This window comes from Krasilnikovia sp. M28-CT-15, assembly GCF_047159595.1.
Taxonomy (GTDB): Bacteria; Actinomycetota; Actinomycetes; order Mycobacteriales; family Micromonosporaceae; genus Actinoplanes.
On the sequence record NZ_BAAGAK010000001.1, the window covers coordinates 7,450,714 to 7,468,266 of the forward strand.

19 protein-coding genes are annotated in these 17,553 nt (G+C 71.2%); 11 read left to right on the top strand and 8 right to left on the bottom strand.

Features of this window, described 5'->3' with window-relative positions; genetic code table 11:
• Positions 1-351 precede the first annotated feature (351 nt).
• Positions 352-1,935: a non-hydrolyzing UDP-N-acetylglucosamine 2-epimerase gene (gene wecB, locus ACMCNO_RS34105; RefSeq protein WP_412753509.1), complete on the top strand. Its 1,584-nt coding sequence runs from the start codon at positions 352-354 to the stop codon at positions 1,933-1,935.
• Between the two features lie 79 nt (positions 1,936-2,014).
• Positions 2,015-2,452, top strand: coding sequence for a VOC family protein (locus ACMCNO_RS34110; RefSeq protein WP_412753510.1), 438 nt, complete (start codon positions 2,015-2,017; stop codon positions 2,450-2,452).
• A 13-nt stretch (positions 2,453-2,465) separates the two neighbouring features.
• Here the strand turns inward: ACMCNO_RS34110 and ACMCNO_RS34115 are convergent, their stop codons facing one another.
• A complete protein-coding gene (locus tag ACMCNO_RS34115) occupies positions 2,466-3,227 on the bottom strand; it encodes a dienelactone hydrolase family protein (protein ID WP_412753511.1) in 762 nt (253 codons plus the stop codon).
• Positions 3,228-3,490: 263 nt separating this feature from the next.
• On the opposite strand from ACMCNO_RS34115, the gene ACMCNO_RS34120 reads away from it, so the two are divergent.
• Positions 3,491-4,954: a cellulose binding domain-containing protein gene (locus ACMCNO_RS34120; protein WP_412753512.1), complete on the top strand. Its 1,464-nt coding sequence runs from the start codon at positions 3,491-3,493 to the stop codon at positions 4,952-4,954.
• Positions 4,955-5,068: 114 nt separating this feature from the next.
• On the opposite strand, the gene ACMCNO_RS34125 is transcribed toward ACMCNO_RS34120, so the two are convergent.
• Positions 5,069-6,496, bottom strand: a complete 1,428-nt coding sequence (locus tag ACMCNO_RS34125) for an MFS transporter (protein WP_412753513.1) — start codon at positions 6,494-6,496, stop codon at positions 5,069-5,071.
• 104 nt (positions 6,497-6,600) lie between these two features.
• Positions 6,601-7,272, bottom strand: a complete 672-nt coding sequence (locus ACMCNO_RS34130; protein WP_412753514.1) for a TetR/AcrR family transcriptional regulator — start codon at positions 7,270-7,272, stop codon at positions 6,601-6,603.
• A 182-nt stretch (positions 7,273-7,454) separates the two neighbouring features.
• Between ACMCNO_RS34130 and ACMCNO_RS34135 the strand changes: the two genes are divergently transcribed.
• Together ACMCNO_RS34135 and ACMCNO_RS34140 are read left to right on the top strand one after the other, a co-directional pair.
• A complete protein-coding gene (locus tag ACMCNO_RS34135; protein ID WP_412753515.1) occupies positions 7,455-9,056 on the top strand; it encodes a diguanylate cyclase in 1,602 nt (533 codons plus the stop codon).
• A 167-nt stretch (positions 9,057-9,223) separates the two neighbouring features.
• The gene (locus ACMCNO_RS34140) at positions 9,224-10,120 is read left to right on the top strand and encodes an SAM-dependent methyltransferase (protein WP_412753516.1); all 897 of its coding nucleotides are present in this window, start codon (positions 9,224-9,226) and stop codon (positions 10,118-10,120) included.
• A 56-nt stretch (positions 10,121-10,176) separates the two neighbouring features.
• Here the strand turns inward: ACMCNO_RS34140 and ACMCNO_RS34145 are convergent, their stop codons facing one another.
• Positions 10,177-10,473 (bottom strand): hypothetical protein, encoded by a 297-nt coding sequence (locus ACMCNO_RS34145; RefSeq protein WP_412753517.1) that lies wholly within the window; start codon positions 10,471-10,473, stop codon positions 10,177-10,179.
• Positions 10,474-10,525: 52 nt separating this feature from the next.
• Positions 10,526-10,789 (bottom strand): hypothetical protein, encoded by a 264-nt coding sequence (locus ACMCNO_RS34150; RefSeq protein ID WP_412753518.1) that lies wholly within the window; start codon positions 10,787-10,789, stop codon positions 10,526-10,528.
• A gap of 264 nt (positions 10,790-11,053) precedes the next feature.
• Between ACMCNO_RS34150 and ACMCNO_RS34155 the strand changes: the two genes are divergently transcribed.
• A complete protein-coding gene (locus ACMCNO_RS34155; RefSeq protein ID WP_412753519.1) occupies positions 11,054-11,290 on the top strand; it encodes a DUF397 domain-containing protein in 237 nt (78 codons plus the stop codon).
• Between the two features lie 32 nt (positions 11,291-11,322).
• On the opposite strand, the gene ACMCNO_RS34160 is transcribed toward ACMCNO_RS34155, so the two are convergent.
• Entirely contained in the window at positions 11,323-12,210 is an 888-nt protein-coding gene (locus ACMCNO_RS34160) for a helix-turn-helix domain-containing protein (RefSeq protein ID WP_412753520.1), read from the bottom strand.
• Between the two features lie 305 nt (positions 12,211-12,515).
• Here ACMCNO_RS34160 and ACMCNO_RS34165 point away from each other — a divergent pair, with 305 nt between their 5' ends.
• From ACMCNO_RS34165 to ACMCNO_RS34180, 4 genes are all read left to right on the top strand, one after another.
• On the top strand, positions 12,516-12,803 hold the full coding sequence (locus ACMCNO_RS34165; RefSeq protein WP_412753521.1) for a hypothetical protein: 288 nt from the start codon (positions 12,516-12,518) through the stop codon (positions 12,801-12,803).
• Positions 12,800-12,985: a hypothetical protein gene (locus tag ACMCNO_RS34170; RefSeq protein WP_412753522.1), complete on the top strand. Its 186-nt coding sequence runs from the start codon at positions 12,800-12,802 to the stop codon at positions 12,983-12,985. The genes ACMCNO_RS34165 and ACMCNO_RS34170 overlap by 4 nt, the downstream gene beginning before the upstream one ends.
• 124 nt (positions 12,986-13,109) lie before the next feature.
• Entirely contained in the window at positions 13,110-13,487 is a 378-nt protein-coding gene (locus ACMCNO_RS34175) for a winged helix-turn-helix transcriptional regulator (protein ID WP_412753523.1), read from the top strand.
• A 66-nt stretch (positions 13,488-13,553) separates the two neighbouring features.
• The gene (locus ACMCNO_RS34180) at positions 13,554-14,174 is read left to right on the top strand and encodes a malonic semialdehyde reductase (protein WP_412753524.1); all 621 of its coding nucleotides are present in this window, start codon (positions 13,554-13,556) and stop codon (positions 14,172-14,174) included.
• A 63-nt stretch (positions 14,175-14,237) separates the two neighbouring features.
• On the opposite strand, the gene ACMCNO_RS34185 is transcribed toward ACMCNO_RS34180, so the two are convergent.
• Complete coding sequence (locus ACMCNO_RS34185; protein WP_412753525.1) at positions 14,238-15,077, bottom strand: phosphoribosylaminoimidazolesuccinocarboxamide synthase; 840 nt, start codon at positions 15,075-15,077, stop codon at positions 14,238-14,240.
• A 256-nt stretch (positions 15,078-15,333) separates the two neighbouring features.
• Here ACMCNO_RS34185 and ACMCNO_RS34190 point away from each other — a divergent pair, with 256 nt between their 5' ends.
• Positions 15,334-15,990 carry a cysteine hydrolase family protein gene (locus ACMCNO_RS34190; protein WP_412753526.1) on the top strand — a complete coding sequence of 219 codons (657 nt, stop codon included), beginning with the start codon at positions 15,334-15,336 and terminating at the stop codon, positions 15,988-15,990.
• Between the two features lie 28 nt (positions 15,991-16,018).
• Here the strand turns inward: ACMCNO_RS34190 and ACMCNO_RS34195 are convergent, their stop codons facing one another.
• Positions 16,019-17,545, bottom strand: coding sequence for a diguanylate cyclase (locus ACMCNO_RS34195; protein ID WP_412753527.1), 1,527 nt, complete (start codon positions 17,543-17,545; stop codon positions 16,019-16,021).
• Positions 17,546-17,553 lie beyond the last annotated feature (8 nt).

The window sequence follows — 17,553 nt, forward strand, 5'->3', positions numbered from 1 at the left end:
CGTACTCACCCTGTCTAGCCCACACCGAAGTCACACATCGTAGTCAGATCACCATTCCAACCCGCGATAGCGGCGCCATCACTCTTTGTCATTGCCGCGTCTGCTGCTGAGTCGGCGATAGGGCCTGAATCGGCCCGAGTCATGCACGGGTCGGCACGTCGGCCTGGCCGAACGGTGGGTTTGGCGCCACGGACCGGTCACTGCACTTGAGTGACAGTAAGTAGCCGTCTAGCGTCCAAGGCACTCCGGTAAACGGCACCACGGCATGGTGAAACCACGAACAGTGATGGTCGGGCGCGCCGGGTCCGTAGCCGGAGGACCGCCCGCCCCCTACCCGCGGAAAGAGGCACCATGTCGCTGCCCGAGGTGCACCTCGTCGGCGGCACCCGCCCCGAGGCAGTCCGGCTCGCCCCGGTGGCGACCGCCATGCGAGAGGCGGGCCTGCTGGCACCGGTCCTGATCGCCGGTGGCCCGCACCCCGCGATGGTCGTACCGGCGCTCGCCGCGTTCGGCCTCGACACCGACGTGATCCTGCCCGTCGGCGCCCGCACCGGGACTGAGGCGGCGCCGTTCACCGACCTCATCCGGCAGCTCGACCTGCTGTGGGGACGGCGTCCACCGGCCGCCGTGATCGTGCAGGGCGACACCGCCACCAGCCTGGCCGCGGCGCTGGCCGGCTTCTCGCGCCGAATCCCGGTCGTGCACCTGGAGGCGGGGCTGCGCTCGACGAGCCTCGACGCGCCGTTCCCCGAGGAGGCCGACCGCCGCCTGGTCGCGCAGCTCGCGGCGCTGCACCTGACCTCGACGCCGCTGGCCGCCATGAACCTGCTGGACGAGAACATCGCCACCGGTGACGTGTTGATCAGCGGCACGACCGTGACGGACGCCGCGGCGGCGGTCGCCGGACGCACGCTGCGGTACCGCGACCCCGGGCTGGCTGCGGCCCGGGCCGCGGCCGGGGACCACCGGCTGGTCGTCGTGACCGTCGGCGAATCGTCCGGCGCCCTGAACCGGCTCGTCCCCGCGGTGCACACCCTGGTCGCCCGGTATCCCGACATTCACGTGATCATGCCCGGCCCGGCGGATCGCACCCTCGTCGACGCCGCACTGCGCGGCGTGGACCGGCTGACCGTCACCGGCCCCCTCGTGCACGCGGACCTGTCGTGCCTGCTGTCCGAGGCGTACCTGGTGCTGACCGACTCCGACGGCATTCAGGAGGAGGCGTTGTCGTTCGGCGTCCCCGCGCTGGTGGTGCGCGACACCGACCTGATCGTCGGTGCGGCGGCCCGCCTGCTGGACAGCCGGGTACGCCGCGACGCGATGACCGTGGGCGGCATTCCGTACGGTGACGGGCAGGCCGCCAACCGCGCCGCCCAGGCCACCGCCGCCCTGCTCGGCCTGGCCGTGGATCCGGAGCCGATGCCGATGCCGAGCGCGAAGTCTCCGGAGGTCTCCGCGCGCCCCGGGGCGCGCCCGCCCCGGCCGCGGCCCGACGCGCGCCGGGTGGTCGTCGAGCACCCGGCCGCCCGCACCCCTCAGGTCGCGGCCGCGCCCAGCCGGTCCGGCACCGAGGATGTCGTCTCGTGTTACGCGCAGTCGTGGATCGACGGCGACCGGCACGCGATGCGTCGCCTGCTGGCGCCGGATGTGGAGGTCGAGTGGAACCTCGACCTGCCGGTCGACGACGAGGAACTGGTGCAGACGCTGCACCGGATCGCGGTGTTCGCCACGGAGATCTCGGTCGTCTCCCGGGTGTGCACCGGCACGGCGGCCACGCACGTCTACGACTGCCCGACCATGTTCGGCACGGTGCGTTTCGCCGAGTTCCTGACCGTGGCCGACGGCCACATCACCGAGGTGCGGCACGTCTACGACGCCGTGGGGCTGAACCGGTACCTGCCCACCCTGCTCGACGACGACGAGGGTGACGCCTGAAGCGGCGCTGGCCGCAAGCGCCTGAGCTGCGAGATCGAATGCTGCTCCGGTTGTCGGTGGTCCCGGTTAGCGTGCGGGCATGGCATACGACTTTCAAGTGACGGTCGACTGCGCCGAGCCGCACCGGCTGGCCGACTGGTGGGCCGAGACGCTCGGCTGGCAGGTGGAGCCCTCCGACGAGGCGTTCATCAAGGACATGATCGCCAAGGGGATGGCCACCGAGGCGGACACCACCACCCACCGCGGGGTGCTGGTGTGGCGCATCGGCGCGGCGATCCGGCATCCCGAGGCGCTGCCGAGCGGCCGGCCCCGGCGGGTGCTGTTCCAGGTGGTGCCCGAGCCCAAGACGGTGAAGACCCGCATCCACCTCGACGTGTGGGTGGGACCGGAGCGGGTCGAGCAGGAGCACGAGCGCCTGCTGGCCCGGGGCGCGACGTTCCTGCACCGGGGGCGGCAGGGCCCGCTTTCCTGGATCACCATGGCGGACCCGGAGGGCAACGAGTTCTGCCTGTCCTGACCGGGCGACAGCGTCACCTCGGCGGGCGGCGGCGGATCCGTTCGAGCAGCGCCAGCAGGTTCTCCCAATGCCGCTGCTCGCCCGCCGCCTGATAGGCGGCCGTGTCGGCCATGGTGAACCCGTGCTGTGCCCCGGGGTAGACCTCGGAGCGGTAGCGCACCCCGGCGGCGTCGAGCGCCCGCTCCAGGGTCTCGATCTGCTCGGCGGTCATCGACGGGTCCTGATCGGCGTGCGCGAAGTACGCCTCACCCGTGATCCGCCGGGCCAGCCGGTGCGGGCTGTCCGGGGTGTCGCTGACGAGCCGGCCGGCGTGGAAGGCGGCCACCGCCGAGATCCGGTCGGGGAACGCGGCTGCCGCGCGTACCGCGTTGGTGCCGCCCATGCAGTATCCGACGATCGCCACCGGGCCTGCGGCGACACCGCTCTGCGCGGTGAAGAAGTCGAGATACGCGCGGCTGTCGTGGGTCACGGTCTCGTTGTCCAGCCGCATGATCAGGGGCATGATCTGCTCGATGATCCGTCCGCGCTGCTCCGGATCGGACAGTCCCGACAGGTCGAACAGCGGCGCACGCCCGGCCCGGTACAGCAGGTTGGGGGCGAGGACCGCGTACCCGTGCCCGGCGATCCGGTCGGCCATCTCGAACAGCCGGGGCCGCAACCCGAACGCATCCTGGTAGACGAGCACCCCCGGCCACGGCCCGGCCCCTTCGGGGCGCACGAGGTACGCGTCGGCGACGCCGTCCTCGGTGGGGATGTCCACCATGATCTTGTGCATTGCGGGCGCCTCCTGCCAGGCAATTCGTCTGATCACGGCGAAACGTACACCCGACACCGCGGACATGCCGCCCAAGATGTGCGAACGGCGTGTGCAGACCTTCCCACCGCCACGAAACCCCGTGGGAGGTTCTCGTGATCGAACGCGCACCCGCCGTCACGCTGCGGGGCCTTCAGGCAGATTTAAGGTGCATACAAACCTAACTAATACAGCGGGGCACCAGACTCGACGCCTGTCAGAACCACCCGCGATAGGAGTCTTCGATGCCCCGCAACCGGCTACGCCTGACGATCTACCTCGGAGCGGCCCTGCTCGCCGTGGGCGGTGGCGTGGGCGCGGCGGTCGCGGCCACGAACCCGACCGGTGCACCGGCGGGCGGCAAGCTGACCGCCACCTTCAGCACCGACTCCAAGTGGGACACGGGCTACCAGGCGCGCTACACGATCAAGAACACCGGCTCGGCGGCGGTCACCGGCTGGCAGGTCTCCTTCGCGCTGCCGTCCACGGCCAAGCTCGGCACGTTCTGGGACACCGCGATCACCACCTCCGGCGCGACCTCCACGGCCAAGGACAAGGGCTACAACAACACCATCCCGGCCGGCGGGGCGGTCGAGTTCGGCTTCATCGTCGCGGGCAAGGGCGAGCCGACCAGCTGCACCATCAACGGCGCGTCCTGCTCGGTGGGCGGCGGGGGCACCCCGACGACCGCCCCGGCCACCAAGCCGCCGACCACCCCGGCCACCAAGCCGACCACCACGACGCCGACCACCACGCCGCCGACGGCCACGAAGCCACCCGTCACCACCGCGCCGCCCACGACGACCGCGCCCCCACCCGCCACCGGCGGCGGCGGCGATGTGAAGTTCGCCCCGTACGTGGACATGGGCCTGCTCAACAACGGCAGCCTGGCGCAGCTCGGCGCCGGCGGCGGGGTGAAGTCGTTCTCGCTGGCGTTCGTGACGAGCGTCGGGTGCAAGGCGAGCTGGTTCAACGCCTTCGACCCGCGGACCAAGCAGTTCGGCGACCAGATCGAGGCGGTGCGCAAGGCCGGCGGCGACGTGAAGGTCTCCTTCGGCGGCGCGACCGGCATCGAACTGGCCCAGGCGTGCACGGACGACAAGGCGCTGCAGGCGGAGTACCAGGCGGTCGTCTCGGCCTACAACCTGAAGTACATCGACCTGGACATCGAGGGCGCCGCGGTGGCCGACCGCACCACGATCGACCGCCGTTCGACCGCGCTGGCCGCACTGCAGAAGGCCAACCCCGGCCTGAAGATCTCGCTCACCCTGCCGGTGCTGCCGGAGGGCCTGACCGCGGACGGCGTCAACGTGGTGAGCTCGGCCAAGAAGGCGGGCGTCGACCTCGACCTGGTCAACATCATGGCGATGGACTACGGCCGGGCCGGGCAGGACTACGGTGACCTTGCGATCCAGGCCGTGAAGTCCACCAAGGACCAGATCAAGTCGATCTACGGCAACAGCGACGCGGCCGCGTTCAAGATGGTCGGCGTCACGCCGATGCTCGGCAAGAACGACGACCAGGGCACCTTCACCCAGAGCGACGCCCGTGACGTGGTCGCCTTCGCGAACGCCAACCACCTCGGGTTCATCTCCTTCTGGGAGCTCAACCGCGACCGCAACGCGTGCAACGGCGCGCTGTTCCAGTGCACGAACGTGGCGCAGTCCCCGAACGAGTTCAGCAAGATCTTCGCCGGTTTCACCGGCTGACGCTCAGTCGCTCCACCCACACGACGCGGCGCCGGGAATGCCCCCCTCCCGGCGCCGCGTCGTGTGTCGTCCCTGAAGTCCCGCACCCCCGATGGCACCCGACCGGCACGGGGCTCAGGCCGCGACGGCCGCCTCGGCGACCTGGTCCGCCGTGGGCCGTACGCGCGGCGCGCCCAGGGCCGTCAGGATGTTCACCGCCGCGAACAGCGCCGCGGCGAACAACCCGCGCTCGAAGCCGCCGACCAGCGCGTCCTGCGGATTCGCGCCGCCGGCCAGCAGCCCCTCGACGTGCGAGGTGGCCACCGTGGTGATCACCGCGAGGCCGATCGCGCCGCCCACCTGGTAGCCCGCGTTCACCACGCCGGATGCCGCGCCCGCCTCGTCCGGCCGGACCCCGGTGACCGCGGCGATCATCGCGGGGGTGCCGGTCGCGATGATGCCGATCCCGAACAGGATCAGGCCGGGCAGCAACTGCGTGACGTACGCGCCGGTCGCGTCCGCGCGGGTGAGCAGCAGCAGGCCGACAACACTGAGCACCGTGCCGCCGAACTGCACCGGCTTGGTGCCGAACCGCGTGACCAGCTGCGACGCGACCACGGCGCTGACGATGGCGGCGATGCCCATGGGCAGGAAGGCCAGGCCGGTCTCCAGGGCGGTCAGGCCGCGGACCTGCTGCAGGAAGATCGCCGTCAGGAAGAACATGGCCAGGAACCCGGCGCCGTTCAGGGCCAGGGCCAGCACGGACGTCCGCAGCCCGCGCGAGCGGAACAGGTGCAGCGGCACGAGCGGCGCGGCGGACCGGGCCTCGACCCGCAGGAAGACCGCCAGCAGGGCCAGCCCACCCGCCAGCAGCGCGATGACCTCGGTGGAGCCCCAGCCGAGCGGCTCGGCCCGGATGACGCCGAGCACGACGGCCAGCAGGCCACCCGTGCCGAGCAGGGCACCGGCCACATCGAACGTACGGCGGCCCGCCGGGCGCACCCGCGACTCCGCGACGAACACCGGCGCCAGCGCGACCAGGGCGATCGCGATGGGAACGTTCACCAGGAACACCCACCGCCAGCTCAGCGAGTCGACCAGCAGGCCGCCCGCGATCACCCCCAGGGTCCCGCCGAGGCCCGCGAGGCCGCCCCAGATCCCCATGGCGATGTTGCGGTCCCGGCCGTGCGCGAACGTCACGGTGAGGATGGCGAACGCGGCCGGGGACAGCAGCGCGCCGCCGAGGCCCTGCACGGCGCGCATGACCACGAGTTGCTCACCGGTGGCGGCCAGGCCCGCCGCCAGCGAGGTGAGGCCGAACAGCAGCAGGCCACCGATGAAGACCCGGCGCCGGCCGAGCAGGTCGGCAGCGCGCCCGCCGAGCAGCAGGAAACCCCCGAAGATCAGGGTGTACGCGCTGATGACCCACTGCAGGCCCGAGGCGGAGAAGCCGAGGTCCTGCTGGATGTCGGGGAGCGCGACGTTCACGATCGTCACGTCGAGCACCACCATGAACTGGGCGAGCGCCAGTACCACCAGCGCCGACCACGGGCTGCGTTTCACGTCTACCTCCGTCAGCGACACCGTCCCATGCGGCGTACATGTACAACGTATATGTACGCCGTACAGTGCCGTCAAGGTTCCGGCCGCGAAGGGGAGGTACTTGGTCAGGTCCGGCGAACGCCGCGGGTGCCCTGCACCAGCAGGTCGATGTTGAAGGCGAAGTAGTCGTCCCGGTCCGCGCACCCCACCAGGGCGGGCGCGGCGGCGACCACATGGGGGTAGCGCGCCGGCGAGAGCACCTCGAGCGCCGCCCGCTTGTGCCGCAGGATCTCCTCACGGACCTCGACGCTGACCGCGTTGTGCGGGTTCGGATCCGAGGTGACCAGGGTGATCACCGCGCAGAGCAGGTAGCGCCCCACCTGTGCGGCCCGCCCCGGGGCGAACCCGCCCTCCTCGAGCAGGGTCAGCGCCCGCTCCGCCAGGGCAAGGCCCGGCTCCGAGGCGAGGATCCGCTTCAGCGCGAGCCCGGCCACCGCCGGATGCGGCTGGATCGCGGCCAGGAACGCCCGGAGGACGTCACCCAGCTGCTCGTCCCACCTGCCGGCACCGGGCTCGGGCAGCCGCACCGCCGCGACCAGAAACTCCGCGATGCCGTCGAGCAGCGCGTCCTTGTCGTTGAAGTGCCAGTACATGGCCATCGGGGTGACGCCGTGCTCCTGCGCGAGCCGACGGATCGTCACCGCGTCCAGACCCTCCGCATCGGCCAGGGAGACAGCGCTCGCCACGATCGCGTCCCGGCTCAGACGAGGCCGCGTCGCCGTACGTCGGTTGGCCATCCGCCCACTGTACGACGCACCCCCGGAGAGACAGGGATCACACTCACGCCGCCGCAGCTATGACACTGCGTCACCGATCGAGAACACAGAGTGCCTGTGGCGGACGGGAATGGCGATCCAAATTGCCTACAGCCGGGCCGCCCAGGGCCGATGAGCACCGATGGACGGGAAGGGGGTGGCCGGTGAACGGCAGCGCAATCTGTGCCGAGCAGCTTTCGGCTGCGCTGCTGGCGATCGAGGAGCGCATCCTCTGGAACGCCGAGACCGATCTCGCCCTCACCACCGAGCTCGAAGCCCGGGCCGTCGAACTGGGCGAGGAGGCCCTCGCCGCGCGCGCCCGCCTGTGCCGTACGAACATGCTCATGCGCACCGGCGACGTCGCCGGGGCCGCCCGGCAGATCTACGACTGCTACGAATGGGCGGTCGAGCACGAGGACCGGCGACTGCTCGCCCGCACTCACCTGATCTGGGCGAACATCCAGCGTCTGCTCGGCGATTTCGCCAAGTGCCTGGAGCACTCGCTGAGCTCCGTCGAGCTGCTCGACGAGACCGCCACCCCGTTCATGCAGGTCTGGCACCGCACCAAGCTGGCCGACGCGCTGGGCATCAACGGTGCGATGGAAGCCGCCCGGCCCCGCTACCACCAGGCCGAGCAGCTGGCCCGGGAGCTGGGCCTGTGGGAACCGCTGACCAGTGTGCTCAACAACTGGGCCTACACCGAGTTCGCCGACGGCGACTTCGCGCGCGCCCAGGAGGTCGTCAAGCGCCTCATGGAGCACGCGGACACGCACGGCTTCGAACTGGACCCCGCGACGCTGGACACGATCGGCGCGATCCAGATCGAGAACGGCGAGTACGCCGAGGCCGAGGAGACGATGCGGGTATGCATCGCCCGCCACGAGACCGGTCTGCGCGAGGACGCCGACGACCTGCCCGAGTACCTGCTCACCATGTCGCGCGCTCAGCGCTGCATGGGTGCCCTCGACCGGGCTCAGGCCAGCCTGGACACCTCCCGGCTGCTGTGCGCGGAACGGGAGCTGCACGAGGTACTGGTCCGGGTGCACCAGGAACAGGCCGAGCTGCACGCCGCCCGCGGCGAGTTCGCCGAGGCGTTCGCCATGCACAAGACCTTCTACACCGCCCATGAGCGGCTGCGTTCCAAGCAGCGGGAGGCGCAGGCGCAGACCCGGCAGGCCATGTTCGAGACCGCCGAGGCCCGCGAGGAGGCCGAACGCTTCCGCGAGCAGGCCCGCCGCGACCCGCTGACCGGCCTGCGCAACCGGCGCTACATCGACGAGGAACTCCCCGCCCTGATCGCAGCCGACCCCGACCTCACCGTCGCCATCGTCGACCTCGACCACTTCAAGCGGATCAACGACCAGCTCTCCCACGACGTCGGCGACCAGGTACTGGTCCAGGTCGCGAAGCTGCTGGAGACCGAACTGGCCGCGGTCGCACCGGACGGGTTCGCGGCCCGGCTGGGCGGCGAGGAGTTCCTGCTGGTGCTGCCCAAGACTCCGGTGGCTACCGCCGCGGCGCAGCTCGACCACGTCCGGCTGGCCATCCGGGCGTTCGACTGGTGGACCATCACCGGCGAGCTGCCCGTCACGGTGAGTGTCGGCGTCGCCGGGGTGCACGAGGTTCCGGACCACTGCCAGTCCACCATGCTGTCCACGGCGGACCGCAACCTGTACGTCGCCAAGCGGGGCGGACGCGACCGCGTCGTCTCCGGCATGGCCCGCGACGGGCGTACGCGCTCGTACCGCGACCGCGACGCCGCCTGATCGTCACCGGCCGCCGCCCGCCCTCCTGGCTGGCCACGCCCCGGGGCGACGAACGATCGAGCGACGGGGCTGAATTTGACCCGCGAAGCCCGCTACTCTGACCACAGTGGCCGATTCGGCGCCCGAGCGGGCGTCGAGTGGTCGCCGACCAGACAGAGATCGTCGCGATGAGATCAGTTTCGGTCAGGCCCGCCGGCATCGGCCGCGCCCCGGCCGACCGGGATCAGGAGGCGGGCGTGGAGCAGGGCAAGGACGTTCCTCCGGCGGCGGAGCTCGCGCCCCCGGGGGTGAACATCAATGTGCCCCACTCGGCTCGCATCTACGACTACTGGCTCGGCGGCAAGGACAACTTCGCGGTGGACCGCGCGGTCGGCGAGGCCATGATCCAGGCGATCCCGGATCTGCGCTACATGGCCGGGGAGAATCGCAAGTTCGTCCACCGCGCCGCCCGTGACCTGGTCGCGAAGGAGGGCATCCGGCAGTTCCTGGACATCGGCACCGGCATCCCGACCCGGCCGAACCTGCACGAGGTCGCCCAGGAGATCGCGCCGGAGACCCGGGTGGTGTATGTCGACAACGATCCCATCGTGCTGGTGCACGCCCGCGCGCTCATGATGAGTTCCGCGCAGGGCCGTAGTGAGTACATCTCGGCCGACATCCGCGACCCGGGTGCCATCCTCGGCGATCCGCTACTGGCCGACACTCTGGACCTGACCCGGCCGGTGGGCCTCACGCTGATCGCGATTCTCATGCTGCTGGCGGACGCCGCGGATCCGTGGGACAAGGTCGCCCAGTTGCGCGACGCGCTGCCGTCGGGCAGCTGCCTGGCGATCACCCACCCGACGGCGGATTTCAACCCGGACGAGGTGGGCCGCGCCGTGGACGCCGCCACGGGGGCGGGCATGACGCTGGTCTGCCGTTCCCGCGACGAGGTGCAGCGCTTCTTCGGCGACTGGGAGATGCTGGAGCCCGGGCTGGTGCCGGTGTCCGCGTGGCGGCCGGATGTCCCGGTCGACCGTCCCGAGGCGGCGTACTACTGGGCCGGGGTGGCCCGCAAACCCTGACGTTCCACCCGGTCGGGCAGTCTGGCACGGGGGGACCCGACCACCCGACCGGTGACTCATGGCCGCAGCCGCGGTCGCTTGCGGGCAGGCGGCACCGGCATCCGTTGGGCGCGCACCAGCACCTGCCGGCGCGCGCCCTCCCGGCCCGCCGGGTCGATGACGACCCCCTCGACCTCAAGCCAGGTGTCCCCTTCGTGGGGTACCGGCCTGGCCCACTCGACCCGATCCACCTTGAGGATCAGCGGCCCCTGGCCGTAGCAGTAGTCCGTCTCGGCGAAGACGTGCACCGGCCGCGACCGCACCGCGGCCCGGAGCCGCCCGCCCCGGATGGTCGGGGCTGAGCGTGTCCACATCGTCCGCGCCGGCGCGATCCCGAGGCGCCGGCGCCGGACACATCGGACCAGCTCATTCACTCTCGTCGGACTCACCGCCCTGGGCCGGGGCCGCCTTGCCCGCCGCCGGTGCGCGGCGGGCGGCCGGACGGCAGAGCGCATACCGCACGCCGCCGAACCGGTGCGTCACCACGCTGGCCCGCGTCGATGCGGCCCGGACCTCGTCCGTGACCACCTCGTCGCGGTAGACGAGCGAAAGGTTTCCCCTCCGTTGCGTCTCGGCGGCCTCGTAGCCGCCGGGATCGGGGAGCTCAGGGCCGATGTTGGGAATCGACATGGCAGCACTCCTCCGCTCGGACGCCCCCGCCAGGGAGCCTCGCGTCGAGGTCGCAGAGGTCGATATCCGCGACCGGCCCGTCACTCGCAGATGTCACCGTAAGTGACATCCCCTCCTTGTCGTACGTGCGTTATCATGCTCACAATCCTGTTCTGACGCAAGGCCAGATGCACGTGCATTTGCACAAGGGTCGGGCCGGTGAAGGCGGAGGCTGGTTAGGACGCCGATCGACAGCCGATCGGAGACGGACGTAGGGAGCTTTGTATGGAGCGCATCGTCAACGGCATGCCCGCGGGTCAGTTGCCCGGCGTGACGTGGCAGAAGAGCGGTCGCAGCAACCCGAGCGGCAACTGCGTCGAGTGCGCCGCGCTGCCCGACGGCGGCGTCGCGGTACGCAACTCCCGGGACCCACACGGTCCGGCGCTGATCTACACGGCGGCCGAGATCGAAGCCTTCATCCTCGGCGTACGCGACGGCGACTTCGACAATCTGCTCGACTGAGCAGGCGGTCACCGCGACCCGAGCCGCCCGGCCTACGCGATCCGGCCGACCTCGTGCAGCAGCTTGCCGAGGATCTCCGGGGTGTGGCCGGGCGGTTCCGCGTCGATGCAGACCCGTTCCATGGCCATCGCGTAGTGGTCGACGTCGTCGCGTTTGTCCAGATAGATCCCGCTGGTCAGCTGCTCGACGTAGACCACATCCGGCAATTCCGGCTCGGGGAAGCGCAGGATCGCGAAGGGGCCACCCGCGGCGGCGTGCCCACCGGCGTGGAAGGGCAGGATCTGCAGCCGCACACTGGACAGTTTGGACGCCTCGATGAGCGCCTCGATCTGACGGCGCATCACCTCGACCCCACCGATCGGCCGGCGCAGCACCGCCTCGTCGATGACCGCCCACAACTGCGGCGGATTGGGCCGGGTCAGGATCTGCTGGCGCTGGTGGCGCAGCTGCACCCGGCGGTCGATCTCCGCGTTGGTGGCACCCGCATGCCCGAGCAGGATGACCGCACGGGCGTACTCGGGGGTCTGCAGTAGACCGGGAACGAACTGGATCTCGTACGTCCGGATCAGCGACGCCGCCGCCTCCAGGCCGAGATACGCCTGGAACCAGTTCGGCAGGACGTCGCTGTAGTGGTGCCACCAGCCCGGATTGTTCGCCTGCCGGGCCAGGCCGAGCAGCGCGTCGCGCTCCTTGGCATCCGTGACGCCGTACATGGTGAGCAGGTCGGCGACGTCGCGTTCCTTGAAGCTGACCCGGCCCAGCTCCATCCGGCTGATCTTGGATCCCGAGGCCCGGATCTCCCAGCCGGCATCCTCGCGGCTGATGCCCCGGCCCTCGCGCAGGCGGCGCAGCTGCGCCCCCAGCAAGATGCGCAGCACGGTGGGGCCGCTCTGCGGCGCCTCGTCCCGACCTGCGGCCACCTGACTCCTCGTCACCGTCTCTGGGCTGCCCGATCGCAGTCCCTCCGCATCCTAAAGGGGAGATCGCGCCCGCGTGAAACCGAACGGCCTGTTGGTACGCCCTCCCGCACAGGACTGATGCACGTGCAGAGTGCCTTGCGAACGCATGTGATCCCGAGCATGATAGCTGACAAACGCGTATCCGCCCGCTGACACAACGTGCAGAAAGTCCGCCGGATCGGCGGGTCTCGACGGCTCGACCGAGGCGCATCACCGACCGACGGCCCCTACCGTCGACGACCCGCGTCCACCGAGGAGGCATCGCGATGTCCACCCCGACCAGCGTTCCGCCGGAACGCGACCCGGCCGACGTGGCTCCCGCGGACAGCTACCGCAAGGCGGACCTGGTCTGGGTCTATCGGGACGGCTGGCGGGCCGGGGTCATCGAAGGTGCGTCCCAATACGCCGTCACGGCCACGTACCGCCCGGGCAGCAACCCGGCCACCGGGGTGGACACGTTCACCGCGGCGTACGTGAGCCGCCGGGCCGAGGAGGATCCCGCGCTGGACCGACGCTCCCCCGCCGGTCTGGCCCTGCGCCAGCCACGCGCATGATCGGCGCCGTCGCGGTCGCCGCGCTCGTCGGGCTGGCCAGCCTGCTCACCGGAGTCGCACTGGGCTGGCATCTGCGCCGCACGAACAACTGGTGCCCCGGCTGCGGCGACCGGCTGGCCTGCACCGCCTGCGGCGACCCGGCCGCCCGCCCGAACGGCCCGGAACCCGCACGCACGCGATAGATCGAGGACTGCGATAACCGTGCGCGCCTGCCTGCGCGGCGGCCGGCGTTCAGACCCGGGCCCGCGGCGTCGGTCCTGGTCAGCGGAGGCGTCCGGCCGCACCCTGCGGTGTTACGTTTCACGGGTGACATCGACGCGCCAGCGGCCCGGAACGGGCGAGTGCACCCGCGCCGACGCGGGACTGGCGCGCGCCTTCCAGTTCCTCGGCAAGCGGTGGAACGCGGCGGTGCTGGGCAGCCTCAGCGCGGGCCCCGCGGGGTTCCGGGAGCTGGCGCGCAGCATCGAGGGGATCAGCGACTCCGTGCTGTCGAACCGGCTGGTCTCGCTGGCCGAGGCCGGGCTGATCAGCCGTACGGTCGACGCCGGTCCGCCGGTCTCGGTCACGTACGCGCTGACCGAGCGCGGCGAGGCGTTGATGCCCGCGCTGGCGCAGATCTCCGCCTGGGCCGAGGAACACCTGCCTGCGGACCTGAGCTGCCGCCCGGCCGACGGATCCTGCTGAGCGTCGCCGTGTTGCGCCGGTCACATCCCTGGCGCCCCGCCGTGGGTAGCCGCTAGCTTTTTGAGAGTGGATAACACTTCTGAAGTCGTGCTGACCCGGCCCCGTCTCGACACCGACGCACGGGCCCTGCTCTTCACCGACGCCCGCACCGCGAACACCTTCGCCGACACCCCGGTCACGGACACGGAACTGGCGGAGATCTGGGAACTGGCCAAGTGGCCCCCGACCGCCGCGAACACGCAGCCCCTGCGGGTGCTCTACATCCGCACCCCGGAGGGCAAGCAGCGCCTGCTGCCGCTGATCAGCGACGGCAACCGGGACAAGACCGCCGCGGCGCCGGTCACCGCGGTGCTCGCGGTCGACACCCAGTACCACGAGCACATCCCGCAGCTGTTCCCGCACAAGCCGGACCTCAGGGACGTGTTCGCCGCGGACTCCGCCATGCGGGACGGCTCGGGCCAGTTCAACGCGGCGCTGCAGGCGGGCTACTTCCTGCTGGCGGTACGCGCGGTCGGCCTCGCCGCCGGTCCCATGGCGGGCTTCGACCGCGCCGGAGTGGACGCGGAGTTCTTCCCCGACGGCCAGTTCCGCTCCCTGCTGGTGGTCAACATCGGCCACCCCGGGGAGAACCCGTGGTTCGACCGGCTGCCCCGGCTGCCGCACACCGCGTCGGTCCACTGGGCCTGAGCCGCTCACCCGCCACCGGTCCCGGCCCGCCGGGACCGGCGACGTTCATGGCCACGGGGACGGTCAGCGCCAGCGGTCGCCGGTGAGGCGCTCGTACACCTCGACGTAGCGGTTGCGCGTCGCCTCGACGACCTCGTCCGGGATCTCCGGGCCGGGCGCGGTGCGATCCCAGCCCGTCAGGCTCGCCGACCAGTCTCGCAGGAACTGCTTGTCCAGATAACGCTGTGCGCCGCCGGGTTGCCACTCGGCGGCTGCCCAGAACCGCGACGAGTCCGGGGTCAGCAGCTCGTCGCCGAGGGTCAGCGCCCCGCTGCGGGAGAAGCCCAGCTCGATCTTCGTGTCCGCGATGAGGATGCCGCGCTCCGCTGCGATCGCCGAGCCGCGACGGTAGACCTCCAGCGTGATCCGCCGCAGCTCCGCGGCGACGTCCGCGCCGACCTGCGACTCCACGTCCGCGTACGTGATGAATTCGTCGTGGCCCTCGCCCGGCGGCACCTTCGTCGTCGGCGTGAAGACCGGCTCGGGCAGTCGCGAACCCTCGATCAGGCCGGCGGGCAGGGCGACGCCGGAGACCGCCCCGTCCTTTTCGTACTCCTTCAGCCCGGAGCCGGCCAGGTAGCCGCGAGCGATGCACTCGACCATCACCATCCGCAGGCGCTCGCAGCGCACCGCTCGCCCGGCCCACTCGGCGGGCACGTCCGTGGCGGAGATGATGTGGTGCGGGGCGACGTCGGCGAGCTGCTCGAACCACCACAGCGACAACTGGGTGAGGATCTTGCCCTTGTCCGGGATCGGCGTGGGCAGCACGACGTCGTAGATCGAGACCCGGTCCGAGGCGACGAGCAGCAGGTCGTCACCGTCGGCGTACACGTCCCTGACCTTGCCCGAGTGCAGTAGCTCCACGTGCTTCCCTCCGCCGCGCGTCCGACTGCGCCCACGGTATCCGACCTGCGGGGAGACGTGGATCCGGCCCGGGCGGGTCAGGAGCCGGAGGAGCGGCGGCGCACGGCCCACAGGCCGACACCGATCAGTACGGCCAGCGACGCCAGGCAGAACAACAGCGCGAGTACGTCGAACGGCTTGATTGCACCCATGATCGAAAACGTAGCGCGTCCAGGCGAATGTCTCGATCGGGCGCGGGGGCCGTTACGCTGCGGCCATGTCACCCGCCGTGGAGACGGACCCGTGGCTGAGCCCGGAGTGGGAGGGCGCTGCGCTGCTCACCATCGACGTACAGGCCGACTTCGTCGAAGGCGGCGCCAACCCGGTCCCCGGCACCGCGGCCGTGCTGCCCGCCGTCGCCGAACTGCTGGCCGCGTTCCGGGCGGCGGGCCGCCCGGTCGTGCACGTGGTCCGGATGTACGACGGCGACGACGTCGATCTGGTCCGGCGTGGACTGCTGGCCACCGGCGCCCCGATCGTGCGGCCCGGCTCGCCCGGCGCAGAACCGCCCGCGCCGATGCGCCCGACCGCCGCGCCCCCGCTGGACCCGGCGATGCTGCTGTCCGGCGGGTTCCAGCAATGGGGTCCCGCGGAGTGGGTGATGTGGAAGCCACGCTGGGGTGCGTTCCACCGTACGGATCTGGAAGGGTTTCTGCGGCGGCACGGGGTGACGACCGTCGTGGTGGCCGGGTGCAATTTCCCGAACTGTCCACGGGCGACGATCGTGCAGGCCAGCGAGCGCGATCTGCGCGTGGTGCTGGCCACCGACGCGATGTCCGGGCTGCGGGACTGGCACCTGGCGGAGACCGAAGGGATCGGTGTGCTGCCCCTGCCGGTGCACGCGATCGCGGCGGCCCTGCCGGCGACCGGCTGAGCGCCGTCGCGACCACGGGCCGCGGGCGTTACGCGGCGAGGCGGTCGCGTCCGGCGCGTTTGGCGGTGTAGAGGTGTTTGTCGGCGGTGGCGAAGAGGTTTTCGCCGGTCATGCCGGGTAGTAGCGGGGCGAGTCCCATGCTGACGGTGACGCGTAGGCCGAGGGCGGTCTTGTGCCAGTCGTGGTCGCGGATGACGGTGCGCATGCGGGCGGCGATGCGGGTGGCGGTGGTGAGGTCGGTGGCGAGGAAGACGCCGAATTCGTCGCCGCCGAAGCGGGCGGGCAGGTCGGAGGCGCGGCATTCGGTGCGCAGGATGTGGCCGATCTCGCGCAGGACGTCGTCGCCGACGGCGTGGGAGAAGCCGTCGTTGACCAGCTTGAAATTGTCCACATCGACCAGCAGCAGGCACATCTCGGCCGGGGAACCGTCGGTCTCCAGTTCCGCCATCCGGCGGTCGAAGCCGCGCCGGTTCGCCAGCCCGGTCAGCGGGTCGGTCTGCGCCGCCGCGTCGGCGCTCGCGTGGTCCGCCTCGAGCTGCACCCGGCGGCGGGCCTGCCGCAGCATGGCGACCCGGTCGAGCCGCAGGCGCCACAGCTGCTCGGCGTGCGCGCGCAATGCGGCGGCGAGGTGTCCGGTCGCCCCGCTGGGCCGGGCCTCCGCCGCGAGCACGCCCAGCTCGAACTGGAAGATCAGCTGGTGGCGCGGGGCACCGGCGAGGGCGCACAGCTGCTCGGCGGCGGTCAGCTCACGGGCGGCCGCCGTGAAGTCACCGGCGGCGCGCAGCGCGAGCCCGTACGCGAGGTGGGCCAGCCGGGCCTCGAAGCGGCGCCCGGCGGCGTGCAGGAACCGGATCGCGCCGACGGCTTTCTCCTCGGCCTCGCCGAATGAGCCGGTCTTGGCCAGCGCGCAGGCCAGCAGCGCATGCACCATGGCCTGATCCGACAGCTCGGTATCGTCCTCGGGCTGCTCCCACGGTCGCGTCAGGGCGATCACGTCGCGGTAGCGGACGCCGGCTTCCTCGAGGCGACCCACGTGCTCGAGCCGCAGACCCCATTCCAGTAGCGACTCGGCGCGCTGGGTGTCCAGGATGATGCGGCGGTTGCGGTCGATGTCGAGCAGCCGCCGGTCGGCGACGGACGCCTGCTCGGCCAGCTCGTACAGTTCTGCCCAACGGGCCGGTTCGGCGACCGAGGACATCGACGAGAAGTAGCGCCAGTCCCGCGGGCACGCCTCCAGCGTGGCCATGGCCCAGGCGATCAGGTGCAGGCCCTCTTCCAGGCGCCCCATCCGCACCAGGACGTCGGCCAGGTCCGCGCTGGCCTTCGCCCGCGCGGCCCGGGAGACGGCCCGGCGCAGCAGTTCCCGGCCCATCGTCTCGGCCTCGGCGTAGCGGCCCAGCTCGGTGAGGACGTAGACCCGGGTCTGCAGGATCACCCGGGCGGTGTCCCGGTCGCCAAGTGTCTGAGCGATCCACTCGTGCTGCTCGGCGCTGTCCAGCACCTCGTCGTAGTGGCCCTGGGCGTAGAGCATGTGGATGTAGTTCGCCAGGGACATCAGCGGTC

What these genes read in the sequence shown, in the direction of transcription:
- ACMCNO_RS34120 (WP_412753512.1), top strand. Translation starts at nt 3,491, where the DNA reads ATGCCCCGCAACCGGCTACGCCTGACGATCTACCTCGGAGCGGCCCTG.
- ACMCNO_RS34155 (WP_412753519.1), top strand. Translation starts at nt 11,054, where the DNA reads ATGGAGCGCATCGTCAACGGCATGCCCGCGGGTCAGTTGCCCGGCGTG.
- ACMCNO_RS34140 (WP_412753516.1), top strand. Translation starts at nt 9,224, where the DNA reads ATGAGATCAGTTTCGGTCAGGCCCGCCGGCATCGGCCGCGCCCCGGCC.
- ACMCNO_RS34195 (WP_412753527.1), bottom strand. Translation starts at nt 17,545, where the DNA reads ATGTCCCTGGCGAACTACATCCACATGCTCTACGCCCAGGGCCACTAC.
- ACMCNO_RS34190 (WP_412753526.1), top strand. Translation starts at nt 15,334, where the DNA reads ATGTCACCCGCCGTGGAGACGGACCCGTGGCTGAGCCCGGAGTGGGAG.
- wecB (WP_412753509.1), top strand. Translation starts at nt 352, where the DNA reads ATGTCGCTGCCCGAGGTGCACCTCGTCGGCGGCACCCGCCCCGAGGCA.
- ACMCNO_RS34150 (WP_412753518.1), bottom strand. Translation starts at nt 10,789, where the DNA reads ATGTCGATTCCCAACATCGGCCCTGAGCTCCCCGATCCCGGCGGCTAC.
- ACMCNO_RS34110 (WP_412753510.1), top strand. Translation starts at nt 2,015, where the DNA reads ATGGCATACGACTTTCAAGTGACGGTCGACTGCGCCGAGCCGCACCGG.
- ACMCNO_RS34115 (WP_412753511.1), bottom strand. Translation starts at nt 3,227, where the DNA reads ATGCACAAGATCATGGTGGACATCCCCACCGAGGACGGCGTCGCCGAC.
- ACMCNO_RS34145 (WP_412753517.1), bottom strand. Translation starts at nt 10,473, where the DNA reads ATGTGGACACGCTCAGCCCCGACCATCCGGGGCGGGCGGCTCCGGGCC.
- ACMCNO_RS34170 (WP_412753522.1), top strand. Translation starts at nt 12,800, where the DNA reads ATGATCGGCGCCGTCGCGGTCGCCGCGCTCGTCGGGCTGGCCAGCCTG.
- ACMCNO_RS34130 (WP_412753514.1), bottom strand. Translation starts at nt 7,272, where the DNA reads ATGGCCAACCGACGTACGGCGACGCGGCCTCGTCTGAGCCGGGACGCG.
- ACMCNO_RS34165 (WP_412753521.1), top strand. Translation starts at nt 12,516, where the DNA reads ATGTCCACCCCGACCAGCGTTCCGCCGGAACGCGACCCGGCCGACGTG.